The following is a 22,131-nucleotide window of genomic DNA, read 5'->3' on the forward strand; positions in this document are numbered from 1 at the left end:
CTTAATACTCCAAATTGTTGGCAACGGTTGGCAATGGTCCGCCGTCCACTTGCTCTGCTAAATCATTTAACTGCATACGTAAGTACGCTTGGTCTTGGGCACGCTGCGTTTTGATATAAGCCAGCACGCTGGCAATATCTTCTTGGCGCTCTACTCGACCGGTTTTAATCGCTTCTTTGGCCAGTTGGTACATTTGTTGTTGCTGCACTTCGTTTTGCGCAGTGATGATGTTTTGCAACTGATCAATTTGCTTTTGTTGTGACTCTAGTAAATTGGTTTGCTTGGCCATTTGCTCAAGTAACTTCTGGTTTCCTTGCTGTGGATTACTAACAAAAACCCATGCGCAAAATACTATTGAAGCAGCCACTGCCCACATTCCAGCACCAAAAAACAGACTTTGTTTTTGCACTTTCGGCATCGTAGACTCTCGATCCCAATTTGGTACGGGTACCGTTTCATAATGCTGACTTTGTTGTTGCCACTGCATTGCATTGTTCATCATTGATGCATACTCAGCATTGGCTTGTAGCAACGCAATTTGCTCATCAGTGAGGCTTTCGCCCTCTAACAATGCGGTAAATAATGAATCTAAATTAGCCATCTACGGCCTCCAAATGCACTTTTAACTTGCCTAGAGCACTGTATAGTCTTGATTTAGCTGTATTGGTCGAAATACCCAATTGCTCAGCGATTTCTTCAAATGTACAGTGCTGAAAAAACTTTAACTCCACCACCAAGCGTTGCTCCCAGGGTAAATTGTTCATCATTGCTTTGAGTTCATGATGCTGCTCAGATTGCAGTTGGTTGGTTTCTAACTCACTATGCTCACAGCTTTCTTCTGGTATATCGTCTAAACCTTGATGCAGCTTACGGCGGCGGTAATATTCAACACTACGCCGGTGCACAATTTGATAGAGCCAAGTATTAAAACTCGATTCACCACGAAAGCTCGGTAAGCTTTTATAAACAGAAATAAACACTTCTTGCATTAAATCCATTGCATCATCAGGGTGACTTAACATCCTTAGGCAATAGTTATATACCTGTGTTTCGTGCTGCTTGACTAATTTCAACCACGCCCGTTTATTGCCCTGTTTCGCTTTAGCAATTAGTGTCTCAAGTGATTGAAAAAACACGCTAGCCTCGTCATCTGATCTGCCTTTAATGGTTTTGTTATTATGTTAGTCGAGGGAAGGAAAAAAATAGTTTGCTTAAATAATAAAAAACCCCAAATATTTTTATTTGGGGTTCTTTATTATTAGTCACATTACTCGTCTAAGCTACACTGCTTATTGAGAAACAGCTCTAGTTGCTGACTAAACAGCCTAAAGTCTCTGATCCGGCCAGTGGTTTTACGCCACACAATGCCAATATCTCGGTATGCATCGCCTTGTGATGGCGTAGCAACCATATCTTTTTTATCTAAAATACCGGCATTGATAGCCATTTGCGGTAAGAAGGTAACACCAAGCTGGTGCTCAACCATACTTAATAAGGTATGTAAGCTTGCCGCTTCAAATGGGTTAATACAGCTTGAGCGATTCAAATGGCAGGCACTTAACGCGTGGCCTGTCATACAGTGCTCACGCTCTAGTAAGAACACACTCGCATCTGGTAATAGGTTAAAGTCTTCCACGCCATCTGCTGGTGTGTAATCTTTATGGTGCACTAGGCTGAACTGATCTTTAGCGAGTACTTGGGTATGAAACTTTTCAGTGTCATACGGTAAAGCAAGTAATGCCATATCAATTTGGCCATGCTCAAGTTTATCGAGTAGCTTGTCACTGGTGTCTTCAACCAAGACTAGCTCTAACTCGGTAAAGGTCTGTTTGCAGAAATGATATAAAGGCGCAGCAATAAAGCTGGCAATCGTCGGGATCACACCAAGCGTTAGTGTGCCACTTAAAGGCGTTAAAAAGCTTTTTGTCAGCTCTTTAAGGCTAAGGGTGTCGTCAATAATCTTACGTGCTTTTTCGACAACCTCTTCACCAATTGCGGTAAACATTAAGCTGCGGTTTTCACGCTCTATAAGCTGGCAACCTAAAGTTTCTTCTAAGTTTTGAATTGCACTACTTAAGGTTGATTGACCGATAAAACAAGCGCTTGCTGCGCGGCCAAAGTGTTGATGTTGGTGGACTGCTAATAAATACTGTAGTTGTTTAATACTTGGTAAGTTATTCATTCTCTACCTGCAAATAAAAAGACCCCAATACCTAAGGCATTGAGATCTTTTCAAGCTAAAAGTCTTTTAGTACTTTTTATACCCCGAAGGCAGTTCTCAGTACATAGAAAATAACAATAGCAAGGGCTGCGCCAACTGGCAATGTAATTACCCAAGAAACTACAATGTTTCTTACAACACCCATGTTAAGTGCCGCAATACCGCGTGCCATACCTACACCTAAAACCGCACCTACAAGTGTTTGCGTAGTAGAAATAGGTAAACCAGTACCTGATGCGATAACAACTGTAGAAGCAGCAGCAAGCTCAGCAGCAAAACCACGGCTAGGTGTTAAGTGCGTGATACCTTCACCGATTGTTTTAATTACTTTCTTACCTAAAATAGCAAGACCAGCAACAATACCTAAACCACCTAGAGGTAAAATCCACCATGCGATAGCCGCTTTCTTAGCGATTTCACCGTTGTGCTCAACAATGTTTACAACAGCAGCTAGTGGGCCGATTGCGTTAGCAACGTCGTTTGAACCGTGTGCGAAAGCCATACAACATGCCGTTAGTACCATAAGTACTGCGAACACTTTCTCAACGTTGTTGAACTGCATTGCTTTGTCAGCTTTAGGGTCAATTTTAAGGCGAGCAATCGCAATCTTACCGATGATACCTACTACAACAGCAATCGCGATAGAAAGCGCATAGCCTTCAACAGCACCTAAGTTAATACCAATGTGCTTTAAGCCTTTCTTGATTGTTACAAGCGACATGATGAAGCCCGCTAGACCCATATAGATAGGTACGAAACGCTTAGCATTTTTAAGTGGTGTCTCAGTGTCAAAAATAAGCTTTTGCGCACTCATGAAAATCAAGTAAGCAATAAAACCAGAGATCGCAGGGGTAACAATCCAGCTACCTACAATGCCCATTACCTTGCCCCACTGAATAGCTTCGCTACCAACAGCAACCAATGCGAAACCAATGATGGCACCGATGATTGAGTGAGTAGTAGATACTGGCCAGCCTAAGAAAGAGGCAATTAATAACCAGCTACCAGCTGCGAATAGCGCGGCAATCATACCAAGGATCATTAGTTCCGGTATGTCCATAAACGGCGTGGCATCGATAATCCCTTTACGAATTGTAGATGTAACCTCACCACCGGCAAGGTATGCGCCAGCGAATTCAAACACCATCGCGATGATGATTGCTTGTTTAATTGTAAGTGCTTTTGAGCCTACTGATGTACCCATCGCATTGGCAACGTCATTTGCACCAATACCATAAGCCATGAAGAAACCGACTGCGGCGGCAATTAAAACTAAAAATGTGCCGTAATTTGCAATGATATCCATTGTGTGAACCTTAAATTTTTTCGTGTTTGAACTGATTTTTAATTAACGAGCTAACATCAGCTCAAGACGAGAACCTACGCGCTCAGCAATATCTGCAAGCTCGCCTACCCACTCAATGATCTTGTATAAGAACATCACGTCGACAGGGTTAAGTTCATTTTCGATGGCGCGCAATTGACGGCGAATTTTGATCTGCATGTCATCCGTGTCTTGTTCAATAGCGTCCAATTCAACGAGCATTTTTTCAACTAAAGTCACTTCGCGACCTTTGAAGCCCGTTTCAAGAAGCTCATCAAGCTCATTAATTGCTTTTGATGCTTGTTTAGTCGCATCAACACAACGAGTCAAATAAGCAAGAAAATCTGTTTGGATTTCACTAGGAATAGTCATCTCACGACCAACTACACGACCTGCGATATCTTTTGCTTTGTTAGCAATTTTGTCTTGTTGAGTAACAAGCTCTAGCAAATCGGTACGCTCAACTGGCATAAATAAGCCACGAGGTAGTTGAAGGCGGATGTTACGTTTCATTTCATCAGCTTCACGCTCTAAATTACGAATGTTTAGACGGATTTCTTCCGCTTCTTGCCATTCTTCTTTAAACACGTGATTAAAGAAAGGGATCAATGCTTTACTTGCTTGATGTACTTTCTTAATGTGATCTTCCATAGGCTTAATAGGTGATTTAGCAAAAACCCCTAAAAATGCATTTGTAGGCATAACTGACCCTTTATAAATTAGTATGCTTTGGCAGCTGCGAATTTTACAGCATTGTGTTCGATTGTGAACGCTTTTTCTGCCTTACATCACCAAAAATAGACAAAGCGGCCAAAGGCCGCTCGGTTTAATAATGAAAAGTTGCAGTTAAATTTACAGCGACTTTTCGATATCTTCTTGAGATGTATGACGAATATCTTTGCCGTTAACAAAATAGATGATGTATTCAGCAATATTCTGGCAACGGTCGCCAATACGCTCTAATGAACGAACTGACCACACTAAATCCATAATTTTTGGGATTGAGCGTGGATCTTCCATCATATATGTCATAATTTGACGGGTAATTGCTTCGTATTCACGGTCAACTTTGGCGTCTTCTTTATGTACTTCAAACGCACATTGCACATCCATACGTGCAAATGCATCAAGTACATCATGAAGCATTTTTGATACTTGGCGACCCATGTTTTCAATGTTCACCAGTAGGTCTTGCTGATCTTTTGTGAATGAGTCCAGCGCAACTTTAGCAATACGCTCAGCTTCATCACCAATACGCTCTAAATCGGCAATTGTTTTTGCAATAGCAATTACAAGACGTAAGTCACTCGCTGCCGGCTGACGACGAGCGATAATGCGTGTACATTCTTCGTCGATGTTCACTTCCATTGCATTTACTTTATAGTCGTTTTCACGAACTTTTTGTGCAAGATCGGCATCACCATTACTAACAGCATCCAGTGCACTGTTTAGTTGTTGCTCAACTAAACCACCCATGTTTAATACATGGTTACGCACATTTTCAAGCTCTTCATTAAAGCGGCCCGAAATGTGTTTATTGATATTATGTTCCATTGTCTACCTCTATAAATTTCGTTTACGGTACCAAGTGACTTTATTGACTAACCGTAACGGCCTGTAATGTAGTCTTCTGTTTTCTTCTTGCTTGGTGTTGTAAATAACGTATTGGTATCTGAATACTCAATCAACTCACCCATGTACATAAACGCAGTTTGGTCTGATACACGAGCAGCCTGTTGCATGTTGTGAGTAACGATTACCACGGTAAACTTATTCTTTAAGTCGTTAATTAGCTCTTCGATAACTAAAGTAGAAATTGGATCTAGTGCCGATGTAGGCTCATCCAGAAGTAGTACTTCAGGCTCGATAGCAATTGAGCGAGCAATAACAAGACGCTGTTGCTGACCACCCGATAGGCCAAATGCACTATCGTGTAAACGGTCTTTAACTTCATCCCATAACGCCGCGCCACGTAAAGATTGTTCAACCACTTCGTCTAGTTTACGCTTTTCTTTAATACCTTGTAAGCGTAGGCCATAAACGACATTTTCGTAGATTGATTTTGGAAATGGATTAGGACGTTGGAATACCATCCCTACATTTCTTCGTAGTGCAGCAACATCTACATTCTTATCATAGATATTGTGACCATGAAGTAAGATCTCACCATCGATACGACAGCTATCAACAAGGTCGTTCATACGGTTGATACAACGTAAAAGTGTTGATTTACCACAACCCGATGGACCGATAAATGCTGTTACCTGGCCTTTCGGGATGTTCATATTTACGCCGCTAAGCGCTTGTTTATCACCGTAGTATAGATCTAAGTCTTTAATCTCTAACGCTGTTTGTTCTGCAGTTAGGTTATCTAAATCTAGCTTTGCCGCGCTTTTCGCTTGGTTTACTTGTGGTGCAACTGTAATCATCTCTGTCTACCTATAAAAATTCTGTATTAATGCTCAAGAGCTCTAAACTTTTCGCGTAAGTGGTTACGAATACCAATCGCGGTGATATTCAGGGCGATAATTACTGATACCAGTAAGAATGCCGTGGCATATACCAGCGGACGTGCCGCTTCTACGTTAGGGCTTTGGAAACCAACATCGTAAATGTGGAAACCTAAGTGCATAAATTTTCTATCTAAATGTATGTATGGGAAGTTACCGTCAAGTGGCAGTGTTGGCGCCATCTTAACAACACCAACAAGCATTAGTGGTGCTACTTCACCGGCTGCGCGTGCAACCGCTAAGATTAAACCTGTCATAATCGCTGGGCTTGCCATCGGAATGATGATGCGCCATAGCGTTTCTGCTTTTGTTGCGCCAAGTGCTAATGAACCATGACGAACAGTACTAGGAATACGTGATAAACCTTCTTCAGTCGAAACAATAACAACAGGAAGCGTTAAAATTGCTAGTGTTAAAGCAGACCAAATCACACCTGGCGTACCAAATACTGGGCTTGGCGACGACTCTGGGTAGAACAATTGGTCAATACTGCCACCTAGCATGTATACAAAGAAACCTAGACCAAATACACCGTATACAATCGAAGGTACACCCGCAAGGTTGATTACCGCGATACGGATCATCTTAGTCACGGCATTTTTTGCTGCGTATTCATGTAAGTAAATCGCTGCAACAACACCAAACGGCGTCACAATCACTGCCATTAGTAATACCATGAACACGGTACCGAAAATTGCCGGGAATACACCGCCTTCAGTGTTAGCTTCACGTGGGTCATCAGCTACAAACTTACCAAGTTGTACAAAGTAATGACCAAGCTTAGCAAAGAAGCCCATGTCATTAGGGAACCACACATCAAGAACTTGATACAGAGGTAAAGTAACCACTTCACCACGCATGTCTCTTACAGTTACTTGGTCACGCTTAGCTTGTTTACGAAGTGCGAATAACTGCTTTTCTAACACTGTGTACTCAGCACGTAGCTCAGCACGCGCTTGTGCAAGCTCAGCAACACGCTCATCGGTTAGTTCGTTATCAAGCTGGTATGCTTTTTCTCTTAAGCGTAAACGCTCAAGTTCATAGTTAATATGACCAATATCACCATTTTGTAAGTCTAACGCTTGGTCATTCAGGTCAACAGCACGGTCTACAAGATCATAAAGCACGTCGATTTTGTTATCTGTGATAACTTCACCGTCTTTAATAACCTGTTCTACATAACCGTAGAAGTTACCGTTTTTACTACGTTCGAATACAGCAAGCTCAGCTGGCGCAGTACGCGATGTGATGTCTGTCTCTAGTACCCAACGGAAATCTAGAGCTACGTACTCACGGTTACCTGTTTTAATCAATAAACGCTCTAGTTGCTCTTTGTCGTAATGAGATAAATCAACGCCCGTCGCCTCAATACGTGATTTTGCAACTAGTTCACGGTCATAAATTTCACCGATAACTGTTTGTTTTTCAACTGAGCCTTGCAGCTCAAATTGCACTACTTCTGATGGCCAGAAAAAGCTTAAACCTTTCCAAGCAATCATGGCTAGTAAGCCAAGAACCGAGATTAAACTGATGCTTACCGCACCGCCGGTCATCCAAATCCAAGGAGAACCAGACTTAAACCACTGCTTTACCATGTCGTGTCTCTCCACCTACATTGAACTGTATTTATCACGCAGTTGCTGACGAACAAACTCAGCCACTGTGTTGAAAATGAATGTGAATATGAATAATACAAATGCTGCTAAGAATAGAATGCGATAATGCGAGCTACCTACCTCAGACTCAGGCATTTCTACCGCGATATTCGCTGCAAGTGTTCTCATACCCTGGAAGATACTCCAGTCCATAATAGGTGTATTACCTGTTGCCATTAGTACAATCATTGTTTCACCTACAGCACGGCCTAGACCCATCATCACAGCTGAGAAGATACCAGGGCTTGCTGTTAGCAATACTACGCGAACCAATGTTTGCCATTGTGTTGCACCTAGTGCTAATGAACCGTTAGATAAGTGCTTAGGAACACTGAATACCGCATCTTCAGCAATTGAGAAGATAGTCGGGATAACAGCAAAGCCCATCGCAATACCAACAACTAACGAGTTACGTTGGTCAAACGTCATACCCAATTCATTGGTTAAGTACTGACGCACATTGCCGTCAAACATCCAAAGCTCAATTGAGTTACTCATCGCAAACGATAACCAACCAATAAAGATAACCACTGGAATAAGTAAAATTGAGTGCGAACCTTCAGGAATACGGTGACGAATTGACGCCGGTAGCTTGTTCCAACCAAAAGCCGTTAATAAAATAGCGATTGGTAGCAACACCAATAATCCGATAATCGCAGGTAAATGCTCTTCAATTAATGGTGCTAACCAAAGACCCGCTAAGAAACCTAGGATTACCGTTGGTAATGCTTCCATGATTTCTACAGTCGGCTTAACCACTTTACGTAATTCACTCGACATAAAGTACGCCGTGTAAATTGCCGCTGAAAGCGCAATTGGTACCGCAAATAACATTGCGTACATTGCCGCTTTAATTGTACCGAACGAAATTGGCACTAATGAGAACTTAGATTCAAAGTCATCACTTGCAGACGTTGACTGCCAGATATAACCCGGCTCTGGGTAACCTTCGTACCATACTTCTTGCCATAACGCAGACCAAGTTACTTCTGGGTGCTCGTTATGAATTTCTATTACTTTTAGCGCGTCATCAGCAAGAATAAGTGCCGCATTTGAACGTGGCGCAATTGCAAAGTTTTGAATTGGACCTTCGCTTACTTTACCTTGCCACAGTTTGGCATCACTGGTTGTGTAATAAATACCTAGCTCACCGTTAGCGCCCGCTGTGAAGAAGGTACGACGGTAGAACTCTGTAAAAATGTTTAGCTTCGATTGCTTGCTGGTTTCAAAAGCACGAATCTTTTGGAACTCACGGCCATTTTCAGTGTTTACTTCAAACCACTGTGAAACTTCGCCATTATCGTTAGCAAGCATCAGTGAGTTGGCACCGGCTAATAGCTGAGTTGAAACTAGATTCGCGTTTTCTTCGTTAGCTGCAAGCAGTTGGATTCGCTCAACCTCTGAAGGATAACGGGTATCGTATACGTAAATTTGATTTGCTGAACGCACGAATGTACGTGTTGTATCAGGTGAAATTAATAGCTCATCAACACGACCTTCGATATCAAGCTCAGTACGCTCAACAACCCACTCTACTTCGCCAGTGAACATGTTTTCTTCACCCACAAAGCTGCTAAATAAAACGCGCTTGTCAGCAGTTAAAGCAACAACAGCTGTTTTATCTTCGTAGTGGCTAAATGCAAATTTAGTGATTGCCGCACCTTGCTCATCAACTTCAAGCGCCATATCACCTAATGGGTAATCTAAGCGTGGTGTTAACTTGCGTTGGTTGTTCGGGAATGTAACCAAGAATTTTGGCGCAACCACAACCACAGAGCCATTTTCTAGGCCGTATGCGAATTGCCCCTGAAACGGTGCAGAGCTTGCAAAGCTGCTTACATCGCTTGGTAATTCAGTATTAAGAGTGGTGATCTTTTTACCAAATTGCTCTTTTTCAACATTGTAAAAGTCCACAGTACCTTTTTTACCGAGTAAAAAGGCAATTTCTGTTTGCTCTTCAATGCCAAGACCTACAACTTCTGACGCATTTTGTAGTTTTACACTGTTACGTGTATCTACTTTTGCTGACTCAAAAATAGGTTGAACAACATAAAGAAGGTAAAAGAATATGAGTAACAATGCTACGAGCACCATTACGCCACCTGCGGAAATACCCCACTTGGCAAACCTGTCTTTAAATAGACGGCTTCTATCCGTATGAAAGGTAGGTTTATTCGGATTGGAAGTCATCAAAACACCCTTAAATCTTAACGTTGCGCGCATTATATTTCACCAAGATGACAGTAATGTTACAAACGTCATAATTCAGTGTAATAAAGCGAGTATTTCAGGGACGTATTTTAAAGTTAAAAAATGACCAAATTGCGACATTACTCTGCGTATTTATAACGACCAAATTGACAAGCTAACAAACTGTTATAACTAATTTTTTATTACTATATGGAAAAAATTGGACAAACAATAAAACTGCATCAATACTCAAGATGACTTATTTTTTTCGACAATAAGAATCATTTTTAACCAACGCCTCCTTCCTTTTATTGCATTTTTCAGAGGCCTTTTTACAGAGATATAAGTATGAAGCAGTTAGTTATTACTATTTTGGGGCCAGACAAACCCGGCCTAGTTGAAGACCTTTCAGCCACAATTTTAAACCATCATGGTAACTGGTTAAGCAGTAATTTGAGCCACCTTGCAGGTCACTTTGCTGGGATCATTGAAGCAGCAGTGCCTGAAGAGCACCTGCAAGAGCTGCAAGACGCATTGCATAGTTTACCGTATTTAGAAATTAGAATTGAACGCGGCGCCGAAACACTTTCAGAAGAAAAATCTGAACAAATCAATTTTGTCATTACTGGCAACGACAGACCTGGCATTGTGCAAGAGCTTGCCAGCGTTATTCGTCACAAAGGGGCGAATATCACTCACCTAAATTCAAAACAACAAAGTGCACCTAACTGGGGTGTGCCAATTTTTAGTGCTGTTGCCACCGTTGCTTTGCCAATAGGCATGAACAAGGACGAAGTAATCACTGCACTCGAGTCTATCACCACAGACTTAATTGTTGATATTGAGGACGCATAACAGGCAAGTTTATAGGGATATTTAAACTTAAACTAAGCTTTAAAATTAACGACATACATGTCACAAAACTGACATGTATGTCATAAAAGTGATAAATACGTCATATAAACGTCATCTGCATCCTCTATATTCTAACTAGCTATAAACGTTGGAAAACCAGATGAACGCATCACATTCTTCTTCTCAAGCCGTTAACTACTTTGCCAAAGAGCTAAGTTGGCTGTCTTTTAATGAACGCGTGCTGCAAGAAGCTAAAGATAAATCGAACCCGATTATTGAGCGCATGCGCTTTTTAGGTATTTACTCAAACAACATGGATGAGTTTTTCCGTGTCCGTGTTGCCGATGTAAAACGCAGAATATTACTTAATAAAATTCCTGATGCGAACTTTGAAGAAGACGAAATATTGCTTCATCAGATCCAAAGTAAAGTGCTGCAGCTTGGTAAAAAGTTTAACCAAATCCATAAAAATATTTTAAATGACTTAAACGAGCACAATATTCACGTTGAGTTACCTGAGGAGCTATCTGAATTTCATTTGAGTTGGCTAAAAAAATTCTTCCACGACAATGTACTACAGCACATATTGCCGATTTTACTCTCTGAAAAGAAAGACTATTCAGATCAAATCAACGACACTATGACCTATTTGTTTGTCGAGATGACCAATCAAAAAAGTCATTATGCCATGATGGAAGTGCCAACCGACCGCGTATCTCGTTTTGTTATTTTGCCACCAGAGAAAACACGCCGCCACAAAACCATTGTGATGCTTGATGACATCATCGCCTACTTTATTCGCGATGTGTTTAGCAGCTTTTTTAGCTTTGATGATATTCAATGTTATGCCATCAAACTCACCCGTGATGCCGAGTACAACTTAGATGACGAGCTTGAAGAAGGCTTGCTCGATAAGATGTCAAAAGGTCTAAAACAACGTATCTATGCAGAGCCTGTGCGCCTTGTTTATGACGAGAGCATGCCAGCTGAAATGCTTAAGGTGATGAAAAAGCGCCTTAATATTAGCCAACATGATGCGCTGATCCCCGGTGGTCGTTATCGTAACTTCCGCGATTTTATTGCGTTTCCAAATGTTGGCCGTCAGTATTTAGAAAATAAACCACTGCCTGCATTACAAAGCACGGCTTTTAACAATCACTCAAGTGTGTTTGATGCCATTTCAGAACAAGATATTTTACTGTATTACCCCTATCACACCTTTAACCATTTACTTGAATTTGTACGCCAAGCAGCATTTGACCCAGATGTAACCCAAATTAAGGTCAATATTTACCGTGTTGCTAGTCAGTCTCGCCTAGTTTCTACGCTTATTAATGCAGCAAAAAATGGCAAACACGTAACCGTTATGGTTGAGCTGAAAGCGCGCTTTGATGAACAAAACAATATTGAATGGGCAAAAATCCTAAGCAATGCCGGTGTTAAAGTGATCTTTGGTATTCCTGCGCTGAAAGTACACAGTAAGTTATGCGTTATTCACCGTAAAGAAAAGAACAACATAGTGAAATATGCCCATATCGGCACGGGTAACTTCCACGAAAAAACCGCCAAAATCTACACTGACTTTAGCTTATTCACCAAGTTTGAAGGCATTAGTGAAGAGTGCGATAGCGTGTTTAAGTTTATCGAAAGCAGCTATAAACCATTTCAATTTGATCACTTGATGATTTCGCCAGTCAACGCACGACAAACTATTATGTCGCTAATTGATGCTGAAATAACTAATGTAGAACATGGTAAGGCTGGCCGAATTACGCTAAAAATAAACAACCTTGTTGATAAAGAGCTGGTTGATCACCTCTACTTTGCCGCTAGACGCGGTGTGAAGATTCGCATTATTGTGCGTGGCATGTGTTCGTTAGTGCCCTCTGCCGTTAACGAAAATATTCGTATTATTAGTATCGTTGACCGCTTTTTAGAGCACCCTCGGGTGATGGTGTTTCATAATAATGGCGACGAAAAAGTGTATATTTCATCGGCAGACTGGATGACCCGAAATCTTGATCACCGTGTTGAAGTAGCCGCACCGATTTATGATGAAAAATTAAAACAGCTTATTATTGATATTCTTGAGCTACAGTTTAAAGATAGAACAAAAGCACGCATAATCGATAGCGAACAAAAAAACAGCTATGTGCGCCGCGGCAATCGTAAGAAAATTCGCTCGCAAATTGCCATTTATGACCACCTTAAGAAATGGGAAAGTAACTATAATAATGAATGATTATCCCTCAATTGCTGCCGTTGATTTAGGCTCAAACAGTTTTCATTTAGTGGTGGCAAGAGAGGTCGATGGCTCTTTGCAAATCTTACATAAAGAGAAACAGCGCGTTTACTTAGCTGACGGTTTAGATGATAAAAATCATTTAAGCCAAGAAGCAATCGAACGCGCGCTGGCGATTCTTAAGCAGTTTGCTACTACCTTGCAGGACTTCCCTTTAAAGAACGTCAAAGTGGCGGCAACTTACACATTACGCCGCGCGAAAAATATTCATTCGTTCTTAACCCAAGCAAGTAAAGTGTTTCCTTACCCAATTGAAGTAATATCGGGGCAGGAGGAAGCGCGTTTAATATATCAAGGTGTTGCCCATTACATTCATCACGATGAAAACCGCTTAGTCATTGATATCGGCGGCGGCAGTACTGAACTCATCATTGGCAAACACTTTAAACATAAATTACTTACTAGCCGCAATATGGGCTGTGTTAGTTACACCAAGCAGTTTTTTGCAGATGGACAAATCACTGCTAAGCGCTTTGCCAAAGCTGAAGTTCGTGCAGAGCAAGAACTCGAAGTGATTTTTGCCAATTACTTATCGGCTGGCTGGCAATCTGTGGTGGGAACATCAGGCACTATTAAATCTATCCTTGCCATGATCAATGCTAACGATGCAGATCAAGAGCTGATTACATTAGAGCGATTATTAGAACTAAAAACTCAGTTTATTGCAGCTAAACAAATAAAAGCGCTACAAATTGAAGGTCTTACACCTGAGCGGCAAGTGAGTATTTGTGGTGGTTTAGCTATTTTAATTGCGATATTTAGGCTGTTTAAAATCGAAGCCTTGCAATACAGCGACTTTTCACTTCGTGAAGGCCTGCTACATGAAATGCAGCAAAAGCTCGCCCACAAAGATATTCGCACTAATACTATAGCGAACCTATCTGAGCGTAACGCCATAGATAAAGAGCATGCTAACCGCGTCTCGACAACTGCAAAGTGGCTGTTTGAACAAGTAAAAGAGGCATGGCAACTTACCGATCCTGACTATATCAACTTGCTGGATTGGGCCGCGCAGCTGCATGAAATTGGCTTAGGGGTTAACTCATCAGGGATACATAAGCACAGCGCGTATATCGTTGCGAATAGTCAGTTGCCTGGCTTTACGCAGCAACAACAAACCTTGCTCAGTTGCATGATCCGTTTTTATCGTAAAAAAATTCGTTTAGAAGAGTTTCCTGCACTGCATACCATGCAGCATTATGAAATATTGCAGCTTATTGTGATTTTACGCTTAGCGGTACTTCTGAACCAAAAGCGTATTACCGATCAAGGCTTTAGGCTTGAGGTAACAGCCAAGCAAAATAGTATGTTCTTAAAGTTTCACAATAAGTGGCTTAAAGAACATACCTTGCTTTTAGCTGACTTACAGCAAGAGCAAAAATACCTTAAAAAAGTCGGCTTCTTACTCGATTTTCATTAAGCTAATTAATAGATTAATCGATTACATATCCATATGACGGTTTGAGCTTTGCATCATTTGCTTAAGGCCTTGATGTTCAAGCTCAAGTAAACGTTCGAGCTTTTCTTTGCTTTGCTCTGTATCAGCTCGCGATACCAAGTACTCGTATAAGTCGATTACTTTTTGGTGTTGCGTGGTTAAGTAAACCTGAATCGCCTTTTCATCTATTTGCTGATCTGTACTGATATCGTTAAAAGTAATTAGCTCTGGGTTTTCAGCAAAGTACTCATAGCAATAGGTATCTAGCGTGTTTATTTCAGTAATGGCTTTAAAGCCAACGAGATCTTCTGCTAGTTTCTTCTCATATTGCAGGTAATAATCCACCAGCATTTGATTATGCTCGTCCAGTAAGTCTTTAACACTGTGGAAATTGGCTGCCATTTGAGTATGAAATAACACGGTCCAATCATAAACTTGTTGTATTGTTTTAACTTGCATGTGCATTCCTTATCAAAATCAATTTAATAATGAGTTTGCATAAATCACACCAGTAATAAAATCAATAATTTTCAATAACTTAAAAGTAAAGCGTGTAACTTGCAGCAAGTAAAAGCGTACAAGTTACACACTGACTGTAAAATTTATAGGTAACGTTTACGCCATATAAAATAAAGCGCAGGTAACACAAGTAGCGTTAAAACTATGGCACTGAGCATCCCGCCGACCATAGGCGCAGCTATTCGGCTCATCACCTCACTGCCCGTTCCAGTGCCATAAAGTACTGGCAGTAGACCAATGATAATAGTGGCAACTGTCATCATCACGGGTCTAACCCGAAGGCCTGCACCATTGATGATTGCTTGGCGCAGTTCTGTAACCGTGAACTGTGCTGATTGCGCTTTAGCATCTTGATAAGCTTGGTTGAGATAAACCAGCATGATCACGCCAATTTCCACAGCAACCCCAGCCAGGGCAATAAAACCAACCCCAACAGCAACCGAGAAGTTAAAGCCTTCAAGGTACATCAGCCAAATACCGCCTATCATCGCAAGCGGTAAGGTCAGCATGATCATTGCCACCTCAATAAAGCTTCTAAAATTAAGGTATAACAGCACCACAATAATTGCCAAGGTTAATGGCAATACGTAACTGAGTTTAGCTTTTGCGCGCTCCATATATTCATATTGCCCCGCCCACGTAATTGAGTAACCAGCAGGTAGCTCAAGTTGCTCATGCAGCGCTTGTTGCGCACGCTCAACATAACTGCCGATATCACTGCCTTCAATGTCGATTAAGCTCCAGCCATTAATGCGGGCATTTTCACTTTTAATACCCGGCGGACCATCTTCGATAAAGACATGAGCTACATCGGCCAATGCGATACGCTGTCCGTTTGGTGTCACTATCGGTAACAACTTAAGCTCTTCTGGCGAGTCGCGATAATCTTGTGGGTAACGCAAGTTAACCGGGTAACGCTCTTGCCCTTCAACAGTTTCGGTCACATTCATACCACCGATAGCAGTAGCAACAACCTGTTGTACATCAGCAATGTTTAAACCGTAACGCGCAGCCTTCTCACGGTTAATATCGACTTTGATGTAGCGACCACCAGCAACGCGCTCTGAGTAAACCGAAGCTGTACCCGGTAAATCTTTTAAGATGACTTCAATTTGCTCACCGATTTTTTGAATTTCACTCAGCTTTGGCCCTGCGACTTTGATCCCTACAGGTGTTTTAATACCAGTAGCAAGCATGTCGATTCGCGTTTTGATTGGCATAACCCACGCATTGGTAAGCCCTGGGAACTTAACCAGATTATCGAGCTCTTTTTTCAGTTTTTCTGTTGTCATACCCTCTCGCCACTGTGATTTTGGCTTTAACTGAATAAAGGTTTCGATCATGGTGAGCGGCGCAGGATCTGTGGCAGTGTCTGCACGACCTACCTTACCAAATACCGACTCAACTTCTGGAACACTGGCAATTAGCTTATCGGTCTGCTGTAAGATTTCACGGGCCTTACCAATTGAAATACCAGGGTAAGTCGTTGGCATATACATTAAGTCGCCCTCATCAAGGGGAGGAATAAACTCACTACCAATTTTATTAACCGGGTAAAAGCCAATAGCAGCCAACACTAATGCCAGTACCAGTGTTGTTTTCGGCGCTTTTAATACTGCATTTAACAAGGGTTTATAGGCTGCCACCAATAAGCGGTTTACAGGGTTTTTCTGCTCCGAAATAACCTTACCGCGAATAAAGTAGCCCATTAATACCGGCACCAGTGTAATCGCTAAACCAGCCGAAGCTGCCATCGCATAGGTTTTTGTATAAGCCAGTGGCGAGAACATACGCCCTTCTTGTGCTTCAAGAATAAACACCGGCATAAAGCTGACAGTGATGATCAATAAACTAAAGAATAACGCGGGCCCGACTTCTGCGGCTGAGTCCATCACTACTTGCCAGCGGTTCTCATCGGTAAGTGGAGTTTTTTCCATATGCTTATGCATATTTTCGATCATCACGATAGCACCATCGGTCATTGCACCAATGGCAATCGCTATCCCGCCAAGCGACATGATATTGGCGTTTATACCTTGCCAATACATCACCACAAAAGCCGTTAAAATGCCCATTGGCAGCGTGATAATGGCTACGACCGATGAGCGTATATGGAATAAAAACACCACACACACTAAGGCCACGACGATTAATTCTTCAATTAACTTTGAGCTTAAGTTATCAAGCGCTTGGGTAATAAGGTTAGAACGGTCGTACACAGGGATGATTTCAACCCCCTCAGGCAGGCCTTTTTTGAGCGACTCTAGTTTTTCTTTTACTAGTTTGATGGTTGCTTCGGCGTTTTCTCCAAAGCGCATCACAACTACACCACCAGTTACTTCACCCTCGCCGTTTAGTTCGGCAATACCACGGCGCATTTGCGGTCCAAGTTTTATATCAGCCACATCACGTAATTGTAGTGGCGTGCCATTGGCATTAGTACCCAGCGGAATGGCTTCTAAATCTGCGACACTTTTAATATAACCTGTGCTTGATACCATGTATTCGGCTTCAGCCATTTCGACCACAGAAGCACCACGCTCTTGGTTACCTTGCTTAATTGCTGTTTGAATTAAACTGAGCGGAATACCATAAGCACGTAATTTATCAGGGTCGACATTAACCTGATACTGCTTAACCATACCGCCAACAGACGCTACTTCTGATACGCCCGGCACAGTTTGCAGCTCAAACTTTAAAAACCAATCTTGCAGGCTGCGTAGCTGGCTAATATCGTGCATACCGGTTTTATCCACCAGCGCATACAAGTAAATCCAACCCACACCTGTTGCATCAGGGCCAAGTTCAGGCCTTGCTGAATCTGGTAAGCGAGCACTTACTTGACTCAAATACTCTTGCACCCGACTACGGGCCCAATAAAGGTCGGTGTCTTCGTTAAAAATAACGTATACATAAGAGTCACCAAAAAACGAAAAGCCCCTTACGGTTTCAGCTCCCGGCACCGACAACATCGCTGTAGTGATAGGAAACGTTACTTGGTCTTGCACCACTTGAGGCGCTTGTCCTGGGTAAGACGTTTTTACAATAACCTGTACATCAGATAAGTCAGGCAAGGCATCAACTGGGGTATTCTTTAAAGAAAAAATCCCAAAGCCCGCCAACATTAAAGACAGCAGTAATACAAAGAAGCGATTACCGACTGACCAACGGATCACGGCAGCTATCATTGCATTTCTCCTTGCATAGGGTGGCTCATGGTCATGATGTCAAAAATCACAAACTCACCGTCTACCAACTTAAAGGTAAAATGCACTTCATCATCGCTTTGCAAACTAGACATATCAATGCGCGGCGAAAAATTAAACTCCATAGTTGCAGCCTCGCGTCCCCACTTAGGGATAGCCTCACGACTGATCACAGCAGTGCGAGCTTCGCGGTCAATACTGTTGATCACGCCATTTACCATTGCGCTGTCACTATCAGGCTCTTGCATACGCATAAAGTCAGAACTCTTACTTGATTCGGAATCTATTAAGAACTGCGCTGAAACCACTACGTTATCGTCTTTCAATAAGCCTGATAATATTTCGACATCATGATTATCACTACGACCTAGCGTTACGGCCACTGATTTAAAGCGCCCTTCACCTAAATCAATCACGACACGGTCTTGGCTACCGGTGCGGATCACCGCTTCTTTTGCTATCACTAATTGCGGCTCAGTTGGCTTAGTAGTAATGCTGACTTCAGCAAACATATTCGGTTTGAGTAAGCCATCTTGGTTGGCAAAGCGTAAACGTACGCGAAGGGTACGGTTTTTCTCATCAAGGGTTGGGTAGATATAATCGACCTTGCCTTGCCAGCGTTTGCCCGGTAAATAGTCTAGGTTCATAGTAACTGGCAAGCCTTTATGGATAAGCCCTGCTTGGCGCTCAAAAACTTCAGCTTCAACCCACACTTCTTCTAGGTGGGCAATACTCATCATGGTTGTGCCCGGTTTCACAAAGAAGCCTTCGCGGATATTTAGCTCATCCAATACGCCACTTTGCTTGGCATAAAAGGTAATGTTTTGTCTGACCTTTTGGCTTTGCTCTAATCGGGCAATAAAATCGTCAGAAACATTCAGTGAGGCTAAGCGTGCTTTGGCCGCACGTATAAGCACTGCATTGTTACGTTTGAGGGCAAGCAGTAGCTCTTCTTGTGCATTCACTAGCTGTGGAGAATACAAGGTATAAAGTGGCTCGCCTTGCTTAACTTGGTCACCAGCAGCTTTTACATATAAGGTTTCTATCCAACCTTCGACACGAGGGTGAATATGCACGAGTTGGTCTTGGTCGTATTGCACATAGCCAACCGTATCAACGGTAGTTTGTAATGATTTAAAACGTACAGGCGCCGTTCTTACCCCTAAGTTATTAACGACTGCTGGTGAGATTCTCACAGTACCTGGGCTGTCTTCAGCGCTACTTTGCTCCTCATAAACGGGGACTAATTCCATACCCATTGGTGATAAACCCGGTTCATCACGGCGGTAATTACTGTCCATAGGCGCCACCCAATATAGCGGCTTTTTCTCAGCGCTTGGCATTTGTGCATGTTCTGACTCAGCTAGTTTATTTACAGCCGTTGCCAATGCCGCACCTACCGCCAAAGCGATAACTAATTTCACTGTGTTATTCATTGGTAGCTCCTTGGCTTTGTGCTGCATTTATTTGGTTATCTTTTGCTGCTGCGTAATAGTTAAGGCGAGCGAGGGTTATTTGTTTATCTATTTCGATGTTTAACGCATCAATTTTTGCGTTAAGTTCGCTGATACGAGCACGCATCACTTCTGAAAAGTCACCATCATCATTGGTGTAAGCATTTAATGTTGCTTCAGCTTGCTCTGCCATTTGCGGTAAAAGCTGCTGTTGATACAGCGCTTTGCGCTGAGCAAGTCGGCTCAACTGGCTAAGCTCTTTAAAATACTGACCTTGCAGTTTTTGTAGGGTAATAAGTTTGTTGGTTTTTACCGCCTCGGCATTAGCTATTGCCGCATTGACTTGCTGGTCTTGACGGTTATCAGTAAACAGCGGTAAATCAACACTCACCCCAATAGAGAGTAAATCAGCGCGAGAGTCTCCCATAGGGGTATCATCACGATAGCCATAGCCTAGGTTCATACCAAATTGCGGCTTATACGCTTCTTTCGCCACTTGCACTTGGGTGTTTTTAGCACGCATTGCATGATCAATAGCAATAATTGCCGGGTGACTCATCAGCACTTCTGTGACACCCGATGGTGCAAGCTCTTGATAAGACATTAGTGCAGCCACCTTGGTATTTTCATCGCTCACGGCACCATTTAGCATTTCAATAGGTAACCATTGTGCTAATCGTTTTTTGGCACTATCAAACTGTTGCTCTAACATCACCAGCTTATCTTCAAGACGAGTCAGCTCTAGCTGAGCGCGAATAATATCCTGCTGGCGAGTCGCTCCAAGTGTATTGGCATAGCTTGCTTCTGTAATATCAATAAGTTGATTAAATAAGGCTTTATCTTGGTTGATCAGTTGAATACTTTTTTGTGCACGATAGGCATTTAGCCATGCTTCGCTAACAATGGCTTTAACCTGTGCTTGGCGGTCAGCTCTAAGCCAAGGATATTGCTCAGCCGATTGTTTTAAAGCTTGTTGCTGTAAGGCAAGACTATCACCTCGGCTAAATTGTTGTGACAAGCCTACTTTGAATTGCGTCATACCCTCTTGGTCAAAGGCAAAGCCATCGGTTGGTAAGTTCATGAGTCCAACGGTTAATACTGGATCTGGCAAGGTACCGGCCGCAATGCTTTGCGCTTCTATCGCCTGTTGCTGGTATTTATTTGCCTGTAACCAAGGCTCGTGAGTCAATGCATAATCAATCACCTGATTGAGCGCCAACGGCTCTGCTTTCACTAAACTTGAGGTTATCAATACTGCGCCTAGAGAAAGCGCCTTAATCAATTTGCTGTGAATCATCACATGCTCCAAAAATCTTAAAAATGGTTAAAAAACAATAGATTTTGGGTGCAGAATAAGGAGTATTTCAGCGTTTTACTGAATTTTAGACAGACCTATCCTGCTTAAGCAGTAATAGGTGGGCGATATAAAGAACTTGCGTGGAAACTAAGCTGGCTTGCGCCTAACACGGTGACTTTTTCTGATTGCTTAATTGATTTAACAACTAAATCATTTAACGGCAAGAGTGAATGAGCTGTACAGGCATTGAACGGACACGCACAATCGCTGTTATCCATTACGTCTTCATGGCAACAATCCATATCACTCATGTCGCTGTCAGCACTCATATTAGCATGATGATCCATCTGCATACTGGCATGTGGCATATCACACACCATAGCAACAGACGCAACTGACTGACCCACAAAAGTGAGCAGCATCATAGCTATCAATAAGTAGCTTGAAAGTCGCGTCATCATCATACCTTAAAAATTAATTGCCCAAATTGTAGCCCGAAATTTACGCGCTCGACAAGGGTTTATCTATTTTTATGCTACTGCTGGCAGCAATAGCAAACAGGCAATAACCAGTAAAATACCAAAAACCATCGCCTAGTTCGGCATGCATTTTTATTAGCTCGCCCATTTGCCCATCGGCATTACCTGCTAAATAGGCCACGATCAATGCAATCACAAACACATCAACCATGCTCCATTTACTTAGGCCCTGTATGAGTTGACCGAGCAAATGCTTAAATCTATTCGCAGGTAAAAAACAATAAAGCAATTGCATCAGGAGTTTTAAAGTGGGAATAACAATCGAGAACACTGCAACAAGCGCGGCAACAAGATAGTTTTTGTTATTGGCAAGCTCATTCACAGTACCCCAAATGCTGCGTGTTTTTTTGTAGGCATCAATTTCACCTTCAAGCTTATCAAGCCCCAGCATGCTTGAAGCCATCATTAACACGCTACGGGTATTGCGATCGCCTTCATCGGCAATCATTTCAATACCTGTTTTGGCAAGCTTAGATTTATCAATTTTTCCTTCTAGGGTGAGCACAGGCTGGGTTACACCAGGAATTAGTAACGCCAAGGCAATTAAAATAGCCAGTACAGGAAAAACAACACGCATTAGTTACAAACCTTTTTAATACTCAGAGCCCGCATCATAACGAA

18 protein-coding genes are annotated in these 22,131 nt (G+C 42.2%); 3 read left to right on the forward strand and 15 right to left on the reverse strand.

Translation table 11 applies throughout. From position 1 onward, the window contains the following. Position 1: 1 nt before the first annotated feature. The 9 genes from MTF66_RS30395 to MTF66_RS30435 all read right to left on the reverse strand — a co-directional run bounded on the left by MTF66_RS30395 (position 2) and on the right by MTF66_RS30435 (position 9,900). Positions 2–601 carry a hypothetical protein gene (locus MTF66_RS30395; RefSeq protein ID WP_248529496.1) on the reverse strand — a complete coding sequence of 200 codons (600 nt, stop codon included), beginning with the start codon at positions 599–601 and terminating at the stop codon, positions 2–4. Next, positions 594–1,136 carry an RNA polymerase sigma factor gene (locus tag MTF66_RS30400; protein ID WP_248529497.1) on the reverse strand — a complete coding sequence of 181 codons (543 nt, stop codon included), beginning with the start codon at positions 1,134–1,136 and terminating at the stop codon, positions 594–596. The genes MTF66_RS30395 and MTF66_RS30400 overlap by 8 nt, the downstream gene beginning before the upstream one ends. A 131-nt stretch (positions 1,137–1,267) precedes the next feature. Beyond that, a complete protein-coding gene (locus MTF66_RS30405) occupies positions 1,268–2,182 on the reverse strand; it encodes a hydrogen peroxide-inducible genes activator (RefSeq protein ID WP_248529498.1) in 915 nt (304 codons plus the stop codon). A 76-nt stretch (positions 2,183–2,258) separates the two neighbouring features. Next, positions 2,259–3,527: an inorganic phosphate transporter gene (locus MTF66_RS30410; RefSeq protein ID WP_248529499.1), complete on the reverse strand. Its 1,269-nt coding sequence runs from the start codon at positions 3,525–3,527 to the stop codon at positions 2,259–2,261. 42 nt (positions 3,528–3,569) lie between these two features. Further along, a complete protein-coding gene (locus tag MTF66_RS30415; RefSeq protein ID WP_248529500.1) occupies positions 3,570–4,247 on the reverse strand; it encodes a TIGR00153 family protein in 678 nt (225 codons plus the stop codon). 150 nt (positions 4,248–4,397) lie between these two features. After that, the gene (gene phoU, locus MTF66_RS30420) at positions 4,398–5,099 is read right to left on the reverse strand and encodes a phosphate signaling complex protein PhoU (protein WP_054563528.1); all 702 of its coding nucleotides are present in this window, start codon (positions 5,097–5,099) and stop codon (positions 4,398–4,400) included. Between the two features lie 47 nt (positions 5,100–5,146). After that, positions 5,147–5,974, reverse strand: a complete 828-nt coding sequence (gene pstB, locus MTF66_RS30425) for a phosphate ABC transporter ATP-binding protein PstB (protein ID WP_062566615.1) — start codon at positions 5,972–5,974, stop codon at positions 5,147–5,149. Between the two features lie 26 nt (positions 5,975–6,000). Continuing rightward, positions 6,001–7,650, reverse strand: coding sequence for a phosphate ABC transporter permease PstA (pstA, locus tag MTF66_RS30430; RefSeq protein WP_130167225.1), 1,650 nt, complete (start codon positions 7,648–7,650; stop codon positions 6,001–6,003). A gap of 15 nt (positions 7,651–7,665) precedes the next feature. Further along, entirely contained in the window at positions 7,666–9,900 is a 2,235-nt protein-coding gene (locus MTF66_RS30435; RefSeq protein WP_248529501.1) for an ABC transporter permease subunit, read from the reverse strand. Between the two features lie 348 nt (positions 9,901–10,248). Here MTF66_RS30435 and MTF66_RS30440 point away from each other — a divergent pair, with 348 nt between their 5' ends. The 3 genes from MTF66_RS30440 to ppx all read left to right on the forward strand — a co-directional run bounded on the left by MTF66_RS30440 (position 10,249) and on the right by ppx (position 14,477). After that, on the forward strand, positions 10,249–10,755 hold the full coding sequence (locus tag MTF66_RS30440) for a glycine cleavage system protein R (RefSeq protein WP_054563525.1): 507 nt from the start codon (positions 10,249–10,251) through the stop codon (positions 10,753–10,755). A gap of 160 nt (positions 10,756–10,915) precedes the next feature. Next, positions 10,916–12,997 (forward strand): polyphosphate kinase 1, encoded by a 2,082-nt coding sequence (ppk1, locus tag MTF66_RS30445; protein ID WP_248529502.1) that lies wholly within the window; start codon positions 10,916–10,918, stop codon positions 12,995–12,997. After that, complete coding sequence (gene ppx / locus MTF66_RS30450) at positions 12,990–14,477, forward strand: exopolyphosphatase (RefSeq protein WP_248529503.1); 1,488 nt, start codon at positions 12,990–12,992, stop codon at positions 14,475–14,477. The genes ppk1 and ppx overlap by 8 nt, the downstream gene beginning before the upstream one ends. Before the next feature lie 21 nt (positions 14,478–14,498). On the opposite strand, the gene MTF66_RS30455 is transcribed toward ppx, so the two are convergent. The 6 genes from MTF66_RS30455 to MTF66_RS30480 form a co-directional block, all read right to left on the reverse strand. Next, positions 14,499–14,954: a hypothetical protein gene (locus MTF66_RS30455; protein ID WP_054563522.1), complete on the reverse strand. Its 456-nt coding sequence runs from the start codon at positions 14,952–14,954 to the stop codon at positions 14,499–14,501. Between the two features lie 143 nt (positions 14,955–15,097). Continuing rightward, complete coding sequence (locus MTF66_RS30460; RefSeq protein ID WP_248529504.1) at positions 15,098–18,202, reverse strand: efflux RND transporter permease subunit; 3,105 nt, start codon at positions 18,200–18,202, stop codon at positions 15,098–15,100. Further along, the gene (locus tag MTF66_RS30465; protein ID WP_248529505.1) at positions 18,199–19,656 is read right to left on the reverse strand and encodes an efflux RND transporter periplasmic adaptor subunit; all 1,458 of its coding nucleotides are present in this window, start codon (positions 19,654–19,656) and stop codon (positions 18,199–18,201) included. The genes MTF66_RS30460 and MTF66_RS30465 overlap by 4 nt, the downstream gene beginning before the upstream one ends. Further along, positions 19,649–20,971, reverse strand: a complete 1,323-nt coding sequence (locus tag MTF66_RS30470) for a TolC family protein (RefSeq protein ID WP_248529506.1) — start codon at positions 20,969–20,971, stop codon at positions 19,649–19,651. The genes MTF66_RS30465 and MTF66_RS30470 overlap by 8 nt, the downstream gene beginning before the upstream one ends. 104 nt (positions 20,972–21,075) lie before the next feature. Continuing rightward, complete coding sequence (locus tag MTF66_RS30475) at positions 21,076–21,429, reverse strand: hypothetical protein (RefSeq protein ID WP_054563518.1); 354 nt, start codon at positions 21,427–21,429, stop codon at positions 21,076–21,078. 43 nt (positions 21,430–21,472) lie between these two features. After that, entirely contained in the window at positions 21,473–22,087 is a 615-nt protein-coding gene (locus MTF66_RS30480; RefSeq protein WP_175079148.1) for a paraquat-inducible protein A, read from the reverse strand. Positions 22,088–22,131 lie beyond the last annotated feature (44 nt).

Source organism: Pseudoalteromonas sp. 2CM39R, assembly GCF_023161845.1.

Coding starts and splice junctions, on each gene's coding strand:
- ppk1 (WP_248529502.1), top strand. CDS start 10,916: ATGAACGCATCACATTCTTCTTCTCAAGCCGTTAACTACTTTGCCAAA.
- MTF66_RS30475 (WP_054563518.1), bottom strand. CDS start 21,429: ATGACGCGACTTTCAAGCTACTTATTGATAGCTATGATGCTGCTCACT.
- MTF66_RS30410 (WP_248529499.1), bottom strand. CDS start 3,527: ATGGATATCATTGCAAATTACGGCACATTTTTAGTTTTAATTGCCGCC.
- MTF66_RS30440 (WP_054563525.1), top strand. CDS start 10,249: ATGAAGCAGTTAGTTATTACTATTTTGGGGCCAGACAAACCCGGCCTA.
- MTF66_RS30455 (WP_054563522.1), bottom strand. CDS start 14,954: ATGCAAGTTAAAACAATACAACAAGTTTATGATTGGACCGTGTTATTT.
- MTF66_RS30465 (WP_248529505.1), bottom strand. CDS start 19,656: ATGAATAACACAGTGAAATTAGTTATCGCTTTGGCGGTAGGTGCGGCA.
- phoU (WP_054563528.1), bottom strand. CDS start 5,099: ATGGAACATAATATCAATAAACACATTTCGGGCCGCTTTAATGAAGAG.
- MTF66_RS30415 (WP_248529500.1), bottom strand. CDS start 4,247: ATGCCTACAAATGCATTTTTAGGGGTTTTTGCTAAATCACCTATTAAG.
- MTF66_RS30470 (WP_248529506.1), bottom strand. CDS start 20,971: ATGATTCACAGCAAATTGATTAAGGCGCTTTCTCTAGGCGCAGTATTG.
- pstA (WP_130167225.1), bottom strand. CDS start 7,650: ATGGTAAAGCAGTGGTTTAAGTCTGGTTCTCCTTGGATTTGGATGACC.
- MTF66_RS30405 (WP_248529498.1), bottom strand. CDS start 2,182: ATGAATAACTTACCAAGTATTAAACAACTACAGTATTTATTAGCAGTC.
- MTF66_RS30435 (WP_248529501.1), bottom strand. CDS start 9,900: ATGACTTCCAATCCGAATAAACCTACCTTTCATACGGATAGAAGCCGT.
- MTF66_RS30395 (WP_248529496.1), bottom strand. CDS start 601: ATGGCTAATTTAGATTCATTATTTACCGCATTGTTAGAGGGCGAAAGC.
- pstB (WP_062566615.1), bottom strand. CDS start 5,974: ATGATTACAGTTGCACCACAAGTAAACCAAGCGAAAAGCGCGGCAAAG.
- MTF66_RS30460 (WP_248529504.1), bottom strand. CDS start 18,202: ATGATAGCTGCCGTGATCCGTTGGTCAGTCGGTAATCGCTTCTTTGTA.
- MTF66_RS30480 (WP_175079148.1), bottom strand. CDS start 22,087: ATGCGTGTTGTTTTTCCTGTACTGGCTATTTTAATTGCCTTGGCGTTA.
- ppx (WP_248529503.1), top strand. CDS start 12,990: ATGAATGATTATCCCTCAATTGCTGCCGTTGATTTAGGCTCAAACAGT.